Annotated in this window: 12 protein-coding genes; 3 read left to right on the forward strand and 9 right to left on the reverse strand. The window is 73.9% G+C overall.

What is annotated here, in order from left to right:
* Window positions 1-36: 36 nt before the first annotated feature.
* Complete coding sequence (locus tag HGA03_RS08660; RefSeq protein WP_168629838.1) at window positions 37-1275, reverse strand: GNAT family N-acetyltransferase; 1239 nt, start codon at window positions 1273-1275, stop codon at window positions 37-39.
* A 74-nt stretch (window positions 1276-1349) separates the two neighbouring features.
* On the opposite strand from HGA03_RS08660, the gene HGA03_RS08665 reads away from it, so the two are divergent.
* Together HGA03_RS08665 and HGA03_RS08670 are read left to right on the forward strand one after the other, a co-directional pair.
* Window positions 1350-2435 (forward strand): PP2C family protein-serine/threonine phosphatase, encoded by a 1086-nt coding sequence (locus HGA03_RS08665; RefSeq protein WP_168629839.1) that lies wholly within the window; start codon window positions 1350-1352, stop codon window positions 2433-2435.
* Window positions 2435-2764, forward strand: coding sequence for an MGMT family protein (locus tag HGA03_RS08670; protein ID WP_168629840.1), 330 nt, complete (start codon window positions 2435-2437; stop codon window positions 2762-2764). The genes HGA03_RS08665 and HGA03_RS08670 overlap by 1 nt, the downstream gene beginning before the upstream one ends.
* 188 nt (window positions 2765-2952) lie before the next feature.
* Here the strand turns inward: HGA03_RS08670 and HGA03_RS08675 are convergent, their stop codons facing one another.
* Window positions 2953-4431: an MFS transporter gene (locus tag HGA03_RS08675; protein WP_168629841.1), complete on the reverse strand. Its 1479-nt coding sequence runs from the start codon at window positions 4429-4431 to the stop codon at window positions 2953-2955.
* 133 nt (window positions 4432-4564) lie between these two features.
* Between HGA03_RS08675 and HGA03_RS08680 the strand changes: the two genes are divergently transcribed.
* Window positions 4565-5224 carry a TetR/AcrR family transcriptional regulator gene (locus tag HGA03_RS08680; protein WP_168629842.1) on the forward strand — a complete coding sequence of 220 codons (660 nt, stop codon included), beginning with the start codon at window positions 4565-4567 and terminating at the stop codon, window positions 5222-5224.
* Here the strand turns inward: HGA03_RS08680 and HGA03_RS08685 are convergent.
* The 7 genes from HGA03_RS08685 to HGA03_RS08715 all read right to left on the reverse strand — a co-directional run bounded on the left by HGA03_RS08685 (window position 5221) and on the right by HGA03_RS08715 (window position 13251).
* Complete coding sequence (locus HGA03_RS08685) at window positions 5221-5706, reverse strand: CoA-binding protein (protein WP_168629843.1); 486 nt, start codon at window positions 5704-5706, stop codon at window positions 5221-5223. The two genes, HGA03_RS08680 and HGA03_RS08685, sit on opposite strands and share 4 nt — an antisense overlap.
* The gene (locus HGA03_RS08690; RefSeq protein WP_168629844.1) at window positions 5703-7019 is read right to left on the reverse strand and encodes an O-acetylhomoserine aminocarboxypropyltransferase/cysteine synthase family protein; all 1317 of its coding nucleotides are present in this window, start codon (window positions 7017-7019) and stop codon (window positions 5703-5705) included. Before HGA03_RS08690 ends, HGA03_RS08685 begins: the two co-directional genes overlap by 4 nt.
* A complete protein-coding gene (gene acs, locus HGA03_RS08695; RefSeq protein ID WP_168629845.1) occupies window positions 7016-9046 on the reverse strand; it encodes an acetate--CoA ligase in 2031 nt (676 codons plus the stop codon). The genes HGA03_RS08690 and acs overlap by 4 nt, the downstream gene beginning before the upstream one ends.
* Window positions 9043-9924, reverse strand: a complete 882-nt coding sequence (locus HGA03_RS08700) for an ABC transporter permease (RefSeq protein WP_168629846.1) — start codon at window positions 9922-9924, stop codon at window positions 9043-9045. The genes acs and HGA03_RS08700 overlap by 4 nt, the downstream gene beginning before the upstream one ends.
* Before the next feature lie 30 nt (window positions 9925-9954).
* The gene (locus tag HGA03_RS08705; protein ID WP_168629847.1) at window positions 9955-11007 is read right to left on the reverse strand and encodes an aliphatic sulfonate ABC transporter substrate-binding protein; all 1053 of its coding nucleotides are present in this window, start codon (window positions 11005-11007) and stop codon (window positions 9955-9957) included.
* 30 nt (window positions 11008-11037) lie between these two features.
* A complete protein-coding gene (locus tag HGA03_RS08710) occupies window positions 11038-11844 on the reverse strand; it encodes an ABC transporter ATP-binding protein (protein WP_168629848.1) in 807 nt (268 codons plus the stop codon).
* A 354-nt stretch (window positions 11845-12198) separates the two neighbouring features.
* Window positions 12199-13251, reverse strand: coding sequence for an LLM class F420-dependent oxidoreductase (locus HGA03_RS08715; RefSeq protein ID WP_168629849.1), 1053 nt, complete (start codon window positions 13249-13251; stop codon window positions 12199-12201).
* Between the last annotated feature and the right edge of the window lie 18 nt (window positions 13252-13269).

A 13269-nucleotide genomic window follows, 5' to 3' on the forward strand; every position in this document is an offset into this window, starting at 1 on the left:
CCCGGTGCGCTGTGGCACCGGGGGCATCGTCGTGTCTCAGAAGCCCCAGGGCGTGTGCGGGGCGGTGTGCCAGCGCAGCGCCGCGTCCAGTGCCGCGACCGGCTCCGGGTCCTGCGCCTGGACCAGCCCGGCCCGGACCTGCGCGGCCAGCGACCGGCCGCCGAGCAGCAGCGCGCCCAGCTCCCGCACGTCCAGGGTGAGCTGCGGGGCGTCGTCGGTGCGGGTGACGGTGGCGTCGCCGCCGGTCACGGTCAGACGCCAAGTGCCGTCGTTGGCCGGCAGCAGCCGGTCCCGCACCGCCAGCACCACGTCGACGTCCCGGGCGTAGTCGCGGGCGGCCAGCGCTGCGGGCAGGTCGACCACCCGGACCCAGACGTTGTCGATCAGCAGGGGCTTCACCTTGCGCTGGTCCACCAGGAGCTGCGGCAACATGTCGTCCGGTGCGAAGCTCGCGGACACGGTCGAGACCAGGTCCAGGTCCAGCAGGAAGGTCCACAGCCGGTGCGCGGCGGCCGGGTCCAGCGCGCCGTGCGACCGGACCTTCGCGGTGTACGCCGGGTTGTCGGCCTCGTCCCACTTCTCCTTGCGGGCGACCAGGGCGTAGCCGACCAGCTCGGTGCCGCGGCGGACGGTCACCAGCCGCAGCGGTTCGGCGCCGTCCCGCCAGGCCGGCGGGTCGACCAGCAGGCTGCGGCGCAGGCCCTCGGTGGAGCGGTTCACCCAGCCCGGGCGGGCGGACCAGGCGGCGGCCTGCAGGTCGATGATCGCCTGCTCGTGCTGCTCCCGGTCGGCGGTCTCGAACCGGACGGTCAGCTCGGCCGAACCCGGCACGTCCCGGAGCTTCGCGCCCCGGGGCAGCGTCAGCCGCAGGGTGTCGGCCGCCGACCCGTAGCCGAACCGGCCGTAGATCGCCGGCTCCGCGGCGAACAGCGCGGACACCGCCTCACCCCGCTCGGCGGAACGGGCCAGGTGGTCGGCGATCATCGCGGTCAGCAGGCCACGGCGCCGGTGGTCCGGCCGCACCGCCACCCAGGTCAGTCCGGCACACCGGGCGGTGCCGCCGGGCAGGGTCAGCTCGAACGGGAAGGACCCGTGCACCGCCGTCAGTTCGCCGTCCCGCTGCACCGCTCGGGTGCGGTCGAACGGGATGGAGAAGGTCAGCTGCTTGAGCGTCTCCTCGTCCACGTGCTCGGCGAAGCCGAACTCGTCGACGGCGCGGAACTCCGCCAGCCGCGACTCGGGCACGGTGATCAGCTGGTACTCGTCGGGAAGCATGAGGACATCCTGACGACGACAGGCCGGGCGCGCAGGTCTTTTCCGGCCGAACCTGTGGATACCCTCTGCGGACCATGCCGCACGACTCCGCTCGCTCGCCGAGCGTCCTCGAGCAGGCCCGCGGGCAGTTGCACCGCTGGGGCCTCGGTTCGCAGCGCGCGCTGACCGTGGTGCTGGTGGGCCTGACCGGGCTGGTCACGCTCGGCCTGGTGGCCGCCCGGCCGTGGGTGCCGCCCTCGACCTACATCCTGGTGGAGCTGCTCGGCTCCTTCCTGCTCCGGCTGCGGCCGATGATCCTGCTGTGCGCCGCGATCGTGGTGCAGGTGGTGATGGTGGCGGTACTGGGCCTGGGGGAGTTCACCCCGGGGACCTGGGTGTTGCAGGGCATCGCGATCGTGGCACTGCTGGCCTTCGCGGCGCACCGGGAACGGCTGGGGCTGCAGGGCGCGCCGGGGGAGCTGATGCTGGTCGACCTGCGCGACCGGATCGCCGCCCACGGTGAGGTCCCGCCACTGCCGGACGGCTGGTCGGTGGACACCACCCTGCGGCCCGCACACGCGGAGGCGTTCTCCGGGGACTTCGTGGTGACCGCGAACCGGCCCGGGCTGTTGGAGCTCGCGCTGGTGGACGTCTCCGGCAAGGGGCAGGCGGCCGGGGTGCGCAGCCTGCAACTGTCCGGCGCGCTGGCCGGGATGATCGGGTCGCTGCCGGCCCGGGAGTTCCTGCCCGCCGCCAATGCCTACCTGCTCGGCCGTCGCTGGCCGGAGGGCTTCGCCACCGCCGTGCACCTGACCGTGCACCTGGAGACCGGGCTGTACACCGTCGCGCTGGCCGGGCATCTGCCGCCGGTGCACCTGCACGCCGGTTCCGGCCGGGTGGAGCGGCTGCCCCAGCTGCGTGGCCCCGCCCTCGGCGTGATCGACGACCCGGAGTACGTCACCGGCACCGGCCGGCTGGCGCCCGGTGACACCCTGATCCTCTACACCGACGGCCTGGTGGAGACCCCCGGCGGTGACCTGGACCTGGGCATCGACCGGCTGATGGGCGCCGCCGAGGAGTTGCTGGCCACCCGGCGCGGCGGGGCCGAGGACCTGATGCGCGCGGTCAGGGCCCCGGAGGGCGACGACCGGGCGCTGGTGCTGGTCCGGCGGGCGGGCTGATGGACACCGAGTACGCCGAGGCCGTGCGGGCCCTGGTCCGGGAGATCCCGGCCGGCCGCGCGATGACCTACGGGCTGGTCGCCGAGGTGGTGTCGGACCGGCTGGTGGCCGCCGGTGGCCGGGCCCGCGGTGGGCCGCGGGTGGTGGGCCGGATCATGGCCGACGGCGACGGGGACTGGCCGTGGTGGCGGGTGGTGAACGCGGCCGGCTCCCCACCGCCGCAGCACGCCACGGTCGCCCTGGACCGGTTGCGCGCCGAAGGGACGCCGCTCACCGCGGACGGCACCCGGGTCGCGCTGCGCCGGGCGGTCTGGTTCCCGGCCGACTGACCCGGCCCAGCTCCCCGGCCCCGGCCCTCCGAGCTCCCCGGCCCCGGCACCCCCAAGCTCCCCGGCCCCGCCCCGACTCCCACCACGCCGCCGCCGACCCCCCGCGCCGCCGTTGAATGCGGAGAAGCTGCCGCGATCCGAGCGATTCGGGCGACAGCTTCTCCGCACTCGTCAGGCCGGGGCGCGGCTCAGTGTGCGACGGCGGGCTCCAGGGCGACCGGGGCGAGCGCCTGCTGGGCGACCCGGTCGGCGCGGCGGCGGAACAGGACGCCGGCCAGCACCGCCCCGCCGAGGAAGATCCCCGCGGACCAGGCGTAGGCGGTGTCGAAGGAATGCAGCGCTGCCTCGGCCTGCACCAGCGGGGTCGCCGGGGCGTGGTCGGCGAGGTAGGCGCTCGCGGCGGTGGCGGCCAGGGTGTTGAGCAGCGCGGTGCCGATCGCCCCGCCGACCTGCTGGCTGGTGGACACCAGGGCGGAGGCCGCGCCGGCCAGCCGCTGTTCCACCCCGAGCGTGGCGAGCTGGAAGGACGCGGGCATGATCGAGGCCATCCCCATTCCCATCAGGATCAGGCCGGGCAGGACGTGCAGGTAGCTGCTGTCCAGCTGCAACTGGGTGAAGGAGAGCATCGCGAGCGCCGCCAGCGTCATGCCGATCGGCACCAGCAGTTTGGGGCCGAACCGCGGGATCAGCAGGTTGGACTGGATCTGCGCGGTGACGATGATCGAGACCACCATCGGCAGGAAGGCCACCCCGGTGCGCATCGGGCTGAACCCCAGCGTGGACTGCAGGTAGTAGGTCAGGAACAGGAACACCCCGAACATCCCGGACCCGGCGACCAGGATCGACAGGTAGGACGCGCCCCGGTCCCGGTCCAGGATCACGCCCAGCGGCAGGACCGCGTGGGCGGCGGTGCGCTGGCGCCAGACGAAGGCGGCCAGCAGCAGCACGCTGGCGGCCAGCGGTCCCCAGGTGGCGACCGAGTCCCAGCCCTGCGGCTCGGCCTGGGAGAAGCCGAGCACCAACGCGAACAGGCCGAGCGAGCCGAGCAGGACGCCGGGCAGGTCGAGCCGGTGATCGGTGGTGCCCGCGGTGCGGGGGAGCAACACCAGCCCGGCGATCAGCGCGACGGCGGCGATCACCACGTTGACGTAGAGGTTCCAACGCCAGTCGAAGTTCTCGGTCAGGTAGCCGCCGAGCAGCAGGCCGATCGCGCCGCCCATCCCGGCGATCGCGCCGAAGATGCCGAATGCCCGGCCGCGTTCGGCCGGCACGGTGAAGGTGGTGGTCAGCACGGACAGGGCGGCGGGGGCCAGCACCGCGCCGAATACGCCCTGCAGCGCCCGGGCGGCGACCAGCAGCTCGAAGGAGCCGGCCGCGCCACCGAGGCCGGAGGCGACGGCGAAGCCGACCAGCCCGATCAGGAACATCCGGCGCCGGCCGAGCATGTCGGACAGTCGCCCGCCGAGCAGCAGCAGGCTGCCGAAGGCCAGGGCGTAGGCGGTGACGATCCACTGCCGGTCATTGTCGGAGAAGCCGAGTTCGGCCTGGGCCGAGGGCATCGCGATGTTCACGATGGTCGCGTCGAGCACGACCATCAGCTGGGCGAGGGCCACGGTGGCCAGCACGAACCAGCGGCTGCGCGTCGGGGCAGCGAGGGGAGAGGACATGGGGACTCCGGGGGAGACGTCGTGGTCGGTGCGCAGACTCTAAACCGAAACTCGGCAGTTCCGGAACTCCTAAGTCTCGATTTGTGTCAGTGTGCGCCGAGTGGCACGATGGCGCGCGACGAGAGGAGTCCGGATGTCGTCGAGCGACGCCGCCACGACGGCCGGCGCTGCCCCGGACCCGGTGTGCCGGCCCGGCCGTCGTCGCGATCCCGGCAAGGACGACGTGATCCTCCAGGCCGCCCGCGACCTGCTGGTCGAGCGCGGCTACCAGGCGATGACCATGGACGCGGTCGCCGAGCGTGCCGGGGTCGGCAAGGCCACCGTCTACCGGCGCTGGTCGTCCAAGGTGCGGCTGACCGTGGACAGCCTGATGTGCTCGCCGCAGCTGCACGCGGACGAGGTGCCGGACACCGGATCGCTGCGCGAGGACCTGCTGTCGGTGGCCGGCCTGGTCACCCGGATGAAGAACGACGAGCTGATGTCCGGCCTGATCGTGGCGGTCAAGCAGGAGCCCGAGGTCGCCGGGGTGTTCCACGAGCAGTTCGTGGCCGGGCGGGTGCGGCTGATGCGCACGCTGCTGGAGCGGGCACGCGAGCGCGGCGAGGTGCATCCGGGCGCCGACCTGGACATGATCGCCGCGGTCGCCCCGGCGATGATCCACTACGGCAAGGCGGTGGCCCACGTCGCGATCGACCAGGCGTTCGCCGAGCGGCTGATCGACTCGGTGGTGCTGCCGCTGGTGGCGAACCCGGCCTATCAGGTGCCCGAGCCCGCCACCGTCGCCGCCGGTTAGCCCAGCGCCCGCCGCGAGCTGATCACCCCGGTGTCGAAGCCGGCCAGGTGCAGCCCGCCGTGGAACCGGGCGTGCTCGATCTTCACGCACCGGTCCATCACCACGGTCAACCCGGCCGCCTCGCCCCGCCGGGCGACCTCCTCGTGCCAGGACCCGAGCTGCAACCACAGCGCCGGGGCGCCCACCGCCAGGGTCTCGTCCAGCACCCCGGGCAGGTCGTCGTGCCGCCGGAACACGTCCACCAGGTCCGGGGTCTCCGGCAGATCGGCCAGCGACGGGTAGACCGGCTGCCCGAGGATCTCGGTCTCGCGCGGGTTGACCAGGAACAGCCGGTACGGCGAGCTGGACAGCAGGTAGGTGGTCACGAAGTAGCTGGCCCGGGCCGGATTGTTGGACGCGCCGACGATCGCGATCGACCGGGTGCGGCGCAGCAGGGCGAGGCGTTCCTGGGCGGACGGGCCCTGCCAGGTGCGGGCGGTCATCGGGTCGCTCCCTCGGTGGTGGCGGCGGTCAGCGCCTGGTCCAGGTCCCACAGGATGTCCTCCGGGTCTTCCAGGCCGACGCTGATCCGGACCAGGTCGTCCGGCACCCCGGCGGCGGCGAGCTGATCGGCGGACAGCTGCTGGTGGGTGGTCGAGGCCGGGTGGATCACCAGGGTGCGCGAGTCGCCGACATTGGCCAGGTGGCTGGCCAGCTGCAGGTTCTCGATGAACCGGCGCCCGACCTCCCGGCCGTCCCGGCCACCGCCGGGCGCCAGCCGGAAGGCGAACACCGAGCCGGGTCCGAGCGGCAGGTACCGCGCGGCGCGCTCGTGGTGCGGGTGGCCGGGCAGCCCGGCCCAGAGCACCTGACCGACCCGGGGATCGTCCGCCAGCCACTGCGCCACGGTGCGGGCGTTCGCCAGGTGGGCGTCCAGTCGCTGGGGCAGGGTCTCCACGCCCTGCAACAGCTGGAACGCGGACTGCGCGGACAGCGACGGTCCGATGTCCCGCAGCTGCTCGGAGCGCAGCTTGGTCAGGAAGCCGTACTCGCCGAAGTTCTCCCACCACTTCACGCCGTTGTAGGACGGCACCGGCTCGGTCATCTGCGGGAACCTGCCGTTGCCCCAGTCGAAGCGGCCGGACTCCACGACGACGCCGCCCAGGGTGGTGCCGTGCCCGCCGAGGAACTTGGTCGCCGAGTGGATGACGATGTCCGCCCCGTGCTCGATCGGCCGGATCAGGTAGGGCGTGGTCAGGGTGGAGTCGACCACCAGCGGGATGCCCGCCGCGTGCGCCACCTGCGCCAGCCCTGCCAGGTCCGCGACCTCGCCGGAGGGGTTGGCGACCACCTCGGTGTACAGCACCTTGGTCTCCGGCCGGATCGCGGCGGCGAAGGCGGCCGGGTCGGTGCCGGGCACGAAGGTGGTGTCCACCCCGAACCGGCGCAGGGTCACGTCCAGCTGGGTCAGGGTGCCGCCGTACAGCTGGGAACTGGCCACCACGTGGTCGCCGGCCCCGACCAGCGCTGCGAAGGTGATGAACTCGGCGGCCATCCCCGAGGCGGTCGCCACCGCGCCGATCCCGCCCTCCAACGACGCGACCCGCTCCTCCAGCGCCGCCACCGTGGGGTTGCCCAGCCGGGAGTAGATGTTCCCGTACTTCTGCAGCGCGAACAGGTTCGCGGCGTCGGTGGTGTCCTGGAAGACGAACGAGGTGGTCTGGTAGATCGGCACCGCCCGGGCGCCGGTGGCGGCGTCGGGCACCCCGCCGGCGTGCAGGGCGCGGGTGCGGAAGCCGAACTGGTGGTCGCTCATGCGGTGAACTCTCCAACTGTGGTGCGGTGGGCGTCGAGCAGGTCGGCGACCTGCTGCACCGCCCAGGGGTTCTGCAACGACGTGCGGTCGCCCAGGGCCCGGCCGTCGTGCAGATCGGCCAGCAACCGGCGCAGGATCTTCCCGGACCGGGTCTTGGGCACCTCGGGGACCAGGAACAGGTGCCGCGGCTTGGCGACCGGCCCGATCTGGTGGGCCACGTGGCCGCGCAGGGTCTCGCGCAGCTCCTCGGTCGCCCGCTGCCAGGCAGCCAGGTCCTCCGGCGACCCGGGGGCCACCGCCGGGACCACGAAGGCGGCGACCGACTGCCCGGTGACCGGGTCGTCCACCCCCGCCACCCCCGCCTCGCCGACCGCGGGGTGGGCGACCAGGGCGGACTCGATCTCGATGGTGGACAGCCGGTGCCCGGAGACGTTGACCACGTCGTCCACCCGGCCGAGCAGCCAGATGTCGCCGTCGGCGTCCCAGGAGGCCCCGTCGCCGGCCAGGAAGTAGCCCTGCCGGGCGAAGGTCCGCCAGTAGGAATCCCGGTAGCGCTCCGGGTCGCCCCAGACCGTGCGGGCCATCCCGGGCACCGGCCGGTCGATCACCAGGTACCCGGCGCCGCCCCGGGGCACCTCGGCGCCGTCGGCGTCCACCACCTTCGCGGACAGGCCGGGCAGCGGGCGGGTGGCCGACCCGGGCTTGAGGGTGGAGGACCCGGGCAGCGGCGCAATCACCGCGGCGCCGGTCTCCGACTGCCACCAGGTGTCCACCACCGGGGCGGTCCCGGCGCCGAACTGCTCCCGGAACCAGACCCAGGCCTCCGGGTTGATCGCCTCGCCCACCGTGCCGAGCAGCCGGATCGAGGACAGGTCGTGCCCGGCGGGCAGCCCGTCCGGGAACCAGGTCATGAAGGTCCGGATCAGGGTGGGCGCGGTGTAGTACGTCGTCACCCGGTAGCGCTCGATCACCTCCAGGTGCCGCTCGCGGTGCGGGGTGTCCGGGGTGCCCTCGTAGATCACCTGGGTCAGCCCGTTGCTCAGCGGACCGTAGATCTCGTAGGTGTGCGCGGTGACCCAGGCCAGGTCGGCGGTGCACCAGTGCACGTCGTCCTCCCGGGCGTCGAACACCGCCCAGTGCGTCCAGGACGCCTGGGTCAGGTAGCCGCCGGTGGTGTGCACCAGGCCCTTGGGCTTGCCGGTGGTGCCGGAGGTGTAGATCACGAACAACGGGTGCTCGGCGTCGAAGGACTGCGGGGTGTGCTCCGGGCTCGCGGTGTCCACCACGTCGTGCCACCACACGTCCCGGCCCGCGGTCCAGGCGACCTGCTGCCCGGTGCGCCGGACCACCAGCACGTGCTCGACGTGGTCCAGCCCGTCGACCGCGGCATCGGCGGCGGACTTGACCTCGACCGCGGCGTCGCGCCGGAACTGCCCGTCGCTGGTGACCAGCAGCTTGGCGCCGGTGTCCTGCACCCGGAACCGCACCGCGTCCGCGCTGAACCCGCCGAAGACCAGCGAGTGCACCGCGCCGATCCGGGCGATCGCCAGCGTGACGATGATCGTCTCGGCGATCACCGGCAGGTAGACCACCACCCGGTCACCGGGCCCGATGCCCAGCGCGGTGAGCGCGTTCGCCGCCCGGGACACCTCGTCCCGCAGCTGCCGGTAGGTGTAGGAGCGCCGGTCGCCGTTCTCGCCCTCGGCGTGGATCGCGACCTTCTCGCCCCGGCCGGCGTCCACGTGCCGGTCGACGCAGTTCACCGCCGCGTTCAGCCGGCCGCCGGCGAACCACTCGATCCGCGGCACGGTGAGCTGGTCGCCCTCCCCGCGGGCCGGTTCCCAGGTGTGGGCGGTGTGCCACGGGGTGTCCCAGGTCAGCCGCCGGGCGGCCCGTTCCCAGAACGCCACCGGGTCGGCGGCGGCCTCGGCCAGCAGCGCGGCGTGCTCCGCCGGGCCGATCTGCCAGTCGCCGGCCGGGGCCGGGAACCGGCGCTGCTCGGCGTTCAGGGTGTCGAAGGTGCTCATCCCCACCTCCGGCTCAGCAGCCGCTCGGCCAGGCCGATCAGCCCGTCGGTCAGCTTGCCGAGCCCGGCCAGCAGCACGATGGCCAGCAGCATCCGGTCCACCCGGCCGTTGTTGCCGGAGTCCATCAGCAGGAAGCCCAGCCCCATCGAGGATGCGATCAGCTCCGCGGCGACCAGGAACAGCCAGGACTGCGCGAGCGCGAGCCGCAGCCCGGCGACCACCGAGGGCACCGCGGCCGGCAACTGCACCGCGCCCAGCAGCCGGGCCCCGCGCAGCCCGTAGGCCCGGCCGGCCTCGACCAACTGCGGGTCGACGTGCCGCAGCGCCGCCACCACGGTGGTGTAGACCGGGAAGAACGCCCCGATCGCGATCAGGGTGAGCTTGGACTCCTCGCCGATCTTCATCCACAGGATCAGCAGCGGCACCCAGGCCAGCGAGGGCACCGCCCGCACCGCCCCGAGCAGCGGCTCCAGCAGCGCCCCCGCCAACCGGGACAGCCCCACCACCGACCCGACCGCCAGGCCGAGCGCCGCCCCGATCAGGAAGCCGAGCAGCACCCGCTGGGTGGAGATCGCCACGTACTGGCCGAGCAGCCCGCGCTCGGCCAGATCGACCGCCGCGGTCCACACCGAGGCCGGGCTGGGCAGCTGGTACGGCGCCACCAGGCCGGCGCTGGTGACCAGCTGCCAGACCACCAGCAGCACCGCGGGCAACAGCAGGCCCAGGGCCAGGCGGACCGGGCGGCGGGCCAGGGGGCCGGTGCCCGGGCGCGCACGGCTGCTGCCGGGGCTGAACGGGTTCTGCCCCGGCAGGATGCGACCGCGGGCGTCGGTCACCGGTGCACTGGTGCCGGTGATGGTGCCCAGGACGGGGGACATGGCGGGCTCCTTCGTGGGGGTGCCGGCGACTCAGCCGGCGATGCTGCCCGGGTCGGCGGCCTCGGCGAACTGCGGGTCGAAGAGCTCGTCCAGCGCGGTGTCCACCAGCTCCTGGCTGGCCACGTCACCGGACTCGACGAAGATCGGGCCGACCACCTCGAGCACGTCGCGCTGGGCATCGCCGGGCACCGGGTCGATGTTCAGGTGGGTGCGCTCGGTGATCACGGTCTCTGCCACCGCGGGGTCGATGCCGGCGACCTCGGCCAGGATCGACACCACCTGGTCCGGGTTCTCCTGCGCCCAGGCGCGCGCCTTCTCGTAGGCGTCGACCACCACCTGCGCCAGGTCGGGGCTGGCGTCCAGGAAGTCCTGGGTGGCGTTCAGGAAGCCGTAGGTGTTGAAGTCGACGTTCCGGTACAGCAGCGTCGACCCGGCCTCGGCCTGCGAGGCGGCCATCAGCGGGTCCAGCCCGGACCAGGCGTCCACCGAGCCGTTCTCCAGGGCGGCCTTGCCGTCCGCGTGCTGTAGGTTCTGCACCTCGACGTCGGCGGGGTCGACCCCGGCCTCGTCCAGCGCCTGCAGCAGGAAGAAGTACGGGTCGGTGCCCTTGGTGGCGGCGACCGACTTGCCGGCCAGGTCCGCCACGCTGGTGATGTCCGAGCCGGCCGGAACGACCAGCGCCGCCCACTCCGGCTGGGAGTAGATGTCGATGGTGCGGATCGGTGAGCCGTTCGCCCGGGCCAGCAGGGCGGCCGACCCGGCGGTGGAGCCGACGTCCACCGCGCCGGCGCGCAGGGCCTCGTTCGCCTTGTTCGATCCGGCGGACTGCACCCACTCCACGGTCACGTCGTCGCCGAGGGTGTCCTCGATCCAGCCCTGGTCCTTGATCACCAGGCTCAGCGGGTTGTACGTGGCGTAGTCCAGGGTCAGGGTGTCCGCGCTCCAGCCGGAGTCGGCGGAGGCGGCGTCGTCGCCGGCGGCGGGTTCGGCGGCGGAACCCTCACCGGACACGCAGCCCGCGACGGCCAGGGTGGCGGCGAGGGAGGTGGCGGCCAGGGCCAGTCGGAAGGTACGGGCGGTCATCGGGGGTCTCCGGTCTGTGGGTGGGGAGGGTCAGATCGAGTGGTGCAGGTCGGGGTCGTGGTGATGGCTGGGCACGCCCAGGCCGTCCAGCAGCTCGGCGCGCAGTTCGGCCAGCCGGCGGTCGGCGCGGTCGCGGGGACGGTCGCCGGGGACCGTGATCACCCGGCGGACCGAGCCGTGCTCCGGGTCCGGGCTGCCGAGCAGCACCACCCGGTCGGCCAGGTACAGCGCCTCGTCCACGTCGTGGGTGACCAGCAGGACGGTCACCGGGTTGGCGGCGTGCACCGCCAGCAGCAGGTCCTGCATCCGCAGCCGGGTCAGCGCGTCCAGCGCCCCGAACGGCTCGTCCAGGAGCAGCACCCCCGGCCGCCGGGCCAGTGCCCGGGCCAGGGACGCGCGCTGCGCCATCCCGCCGGAGACCTGCCGCGGCCGCAGACCGGCCGAGCTCTCCAGCCCAACCAGCTCCAGCAGCCGGGCGACCTGCTCGGCACCGTCGGACCGGGCGGTGCCCCGGGGCAGTCCCAGGGCGACATTGCGTGCCAGCGTCCGCCAGGGCAGCAGCCGCGGTTCCTGGAAGGCCACGGCGGTGCGCGGGTCGAGGCCGCGGACCGGGGTGCCGGCCAGGGTGATCGTGCCGGCGTCCGGGGTGTCCAGCCCGGCGACCTGGCGCAGCAGGGTGGACTTGCCGCAGCCGGAGGCGCCGATCACCGCGACGATCTCGCCCGCGGCGATGTCCAGGTCGACCCGGTCCAGCACGAGGCGGGGGCCGGCCGGGCCGTCGAAGGCGCGGCGGACCTCGCGCAGGCCGACCGGGTGGGCGGTGGTGGTGGGGCTCATCTGGGCGTCCCGGGGCTGGGGCGACGGAGGCGATCCGTCGGCGGGGCGGTGGGGGAGGGCGACCGGGCCGGACCGGTGGGGCCGGGCGGGGGTCGGCGGCGGCGCGCGACCGCGGTTTGCGGGTCGGTGTCGCGCGGAGGTCAGTGCCTCAGGCGCAGCGCGGACACGGGCGACATGCCGTGCGCGGACAGCGACAGGGGAGCACGGTGCGCATTCGCACGTCAGCCTCCCCGTGGTCGTCTTGCCCAGTGAGACGTGTCGTTCACGCCTCGGGATGTGCCGACCCTAGCCGCGGCGTGGAAGGGCGCACAAGACGCGCCACTGAGTGTCTTGCCAGGTGGACGGTTCGGCCTGCTAGGAGTTCTGCCAGGTCATCCCGAGCGCACCCACCACCGGGGCCAGCTCCGCCGGGCCGCACTGCAGCACCATCGTGGTCACCGCCGTCGCCCGCCACCGCGCCGCCTGCGCTGCGAGGTCCGCCGCCGTCCCGGCCAGCGCCACGTCCAGCACCAGCTCGGTCGGCACCGCCGCCGCGGCCCGGGCCCGGTCGCCGGCCGCCCAGTGCGCCTGGATCTCGGCACAGGCCTCGGCGTAGCCCAGCCGGGCGAGTGCGTTCGCGTGGTAGTTGGCGCCCTTCGCGCCCATCCCGCCGGCGTAGAGCGCCACGAAGGGCCGGATCCGGTCCGCCGCCGACTCGACATCCGTGCCGAGCGCCACCGGCACCGTCGCCGACACCTCGAACTCCTCGACCGGGCGGGTCCCGGCGGCGCGCCGGGCGAAGCCGTCGGCCAGCAGCTGCCGGAAGTCGTCGTCCAGCCGGGGGGTGTAGAACAGCGGCAGCCAGCCGTCGGCGATCTCCGCGGTGAGGGCGATGTTCTTCGGTCCCTCGGCGGCCAGGTGGATCGGCAGATCGGCCCGCAGCGGGTGCACGGTCGAGCGCAGCGCCTTGCCCAGCCCCATCCCGTCACCCTCGGGCAGCGGGAGCCGGTAGAAGTCACCGTCTGCCCGGACCGGTCCCTCGCGGCGCAACACGTCGCGCACCACGGCCACGAACTCCCGGGTGCGGGCCAGCGGTCGGGGGTAGGGGATGCCGTACCAACCCTCCACCACCTGCGGTCCGGAGACCCCCAGGCCCAGGGTGAACCGGCCGCCGGACAGGTGATCCAGGGTGAGCGCCGCCATCGCGGTCGCGGTGGGTGTCCGGGCGGCGATCTGCGCCACCGCGGTGCCGAGCCGGACCCGTTCGGTCCTCGCGCCCCACCAGGCCAGCGGGGTGAAGGCGTCCGAGCCGTAGGCCTCCGCGGTCCAGACCGAGTCGACGCCGAGCCGGTCGCAGTCGCGCACCGCCTCCGCGGCGCCGGGCGGGGGACCCGCCGACCAGTACCCGGTGTGGAACCCGATCCGCATGCCCGCTCCCGTCGTCGT

It is taken from the genome of Cellulomonas denverensis, assembly GCF_012396125.1.
GTDB classification, from domain to species: Bacteria; Actinomycetota; Actinomycetes; order Actinomycetales; family Cellulomonadaceae; genus Cellulomonas; species Cellulomonas denverensis.

Excerpts from the sequence above, each read along its gene's own strand:
- HGA03_RS08660 (WP_168629838.1), bottom strand. The coding sequence starts at position 1,275 with ATGCTTCCCGACGAGTACCAGCTGATCACCGTGCCCGAGTCGCGGCTG.
- HGA03_RS08665 (WP_168629839.1), top strand. The coding sequence starts at position 1,350 with ATGCCGCACGACTCCGCTCGCTCGCCGAGCGTCCTCGAGCAGGCCCGC.
- HGA03_RS08670 (WP_168629840.1), top strand. The coding sequence starts at position 2,435 with ATGGACACCGAGTACGCCGAGGCCGTGCGGGCCCTGGTCCGGGAGATC.
- HGA03_RS08675 (WP_168629841.1), bottom strand. The coding sequence starts at position 4,431 with ATGTCCTCTCCCCTCGCTGCCCCGACGCGCAGCCGCTGGTTCGTGCTG.
- HGA03_RS08680 (WP_168629842.1), top strand. The coding sequence starts at position 4,565 with ATGTCGTCGAGCGACGCCGCCACGACGGCCGGCGCTGCCCCGGACCCG.
- HGA03_RS08685 (WP_168629843.1), bottom strand. The coding sequence starts at position 5,706 with ATGACCGCCCGCACCTGGCAGGGCCCGTCCGCCCAGGAACGCCTCGCC.
- HGA03_RS08690 (WP_168629844.1), bottom strand. The coding sequence starts at position 7,019 with ATGAGCGACCACCAGTTCGGCTTCCGCACCCGCGCCCTGCACGCCGGC.
- acs (WP_168629845.1), bottom strand. The coding sequence starts at position 9,046 with ATGAGCACCTTCGACACCCTGAACGCCGAGCAGCGCCGGTTCCCGGCC.
- HGA03_RS08700 (WP_168629846.1), bottom strand. The coding sequence starts at position 9,924 with ATGTCCCCCGTCCTGGGCACCATCACCGGCACCAGTGCACCGGTGACC.
- HGA03_RS08705 (WP_168629847.1), bottom strand. The coding sequence starts at position 11,007 with ATGACCGCCCGTACCTTCCGACTGGCCCTGGCCGCCACCTCCCTCGCC.
- HGA03_RS08710 (WP_168629848.1), bottom strand. The coding sequence starts at position 11,844 with ATGAGCCCCACCACCACCGCCCACCCGGTCGGCCTGCGCGAGGTCCGC.
- HGA03_RS08715 (WP_168629849.1), bottom strand. The coding sequence starts at position 13,251 with ATGCGGATCGGGTTCCACACCGGGTACTGGTCGGCGGGTCCCCCGCCC.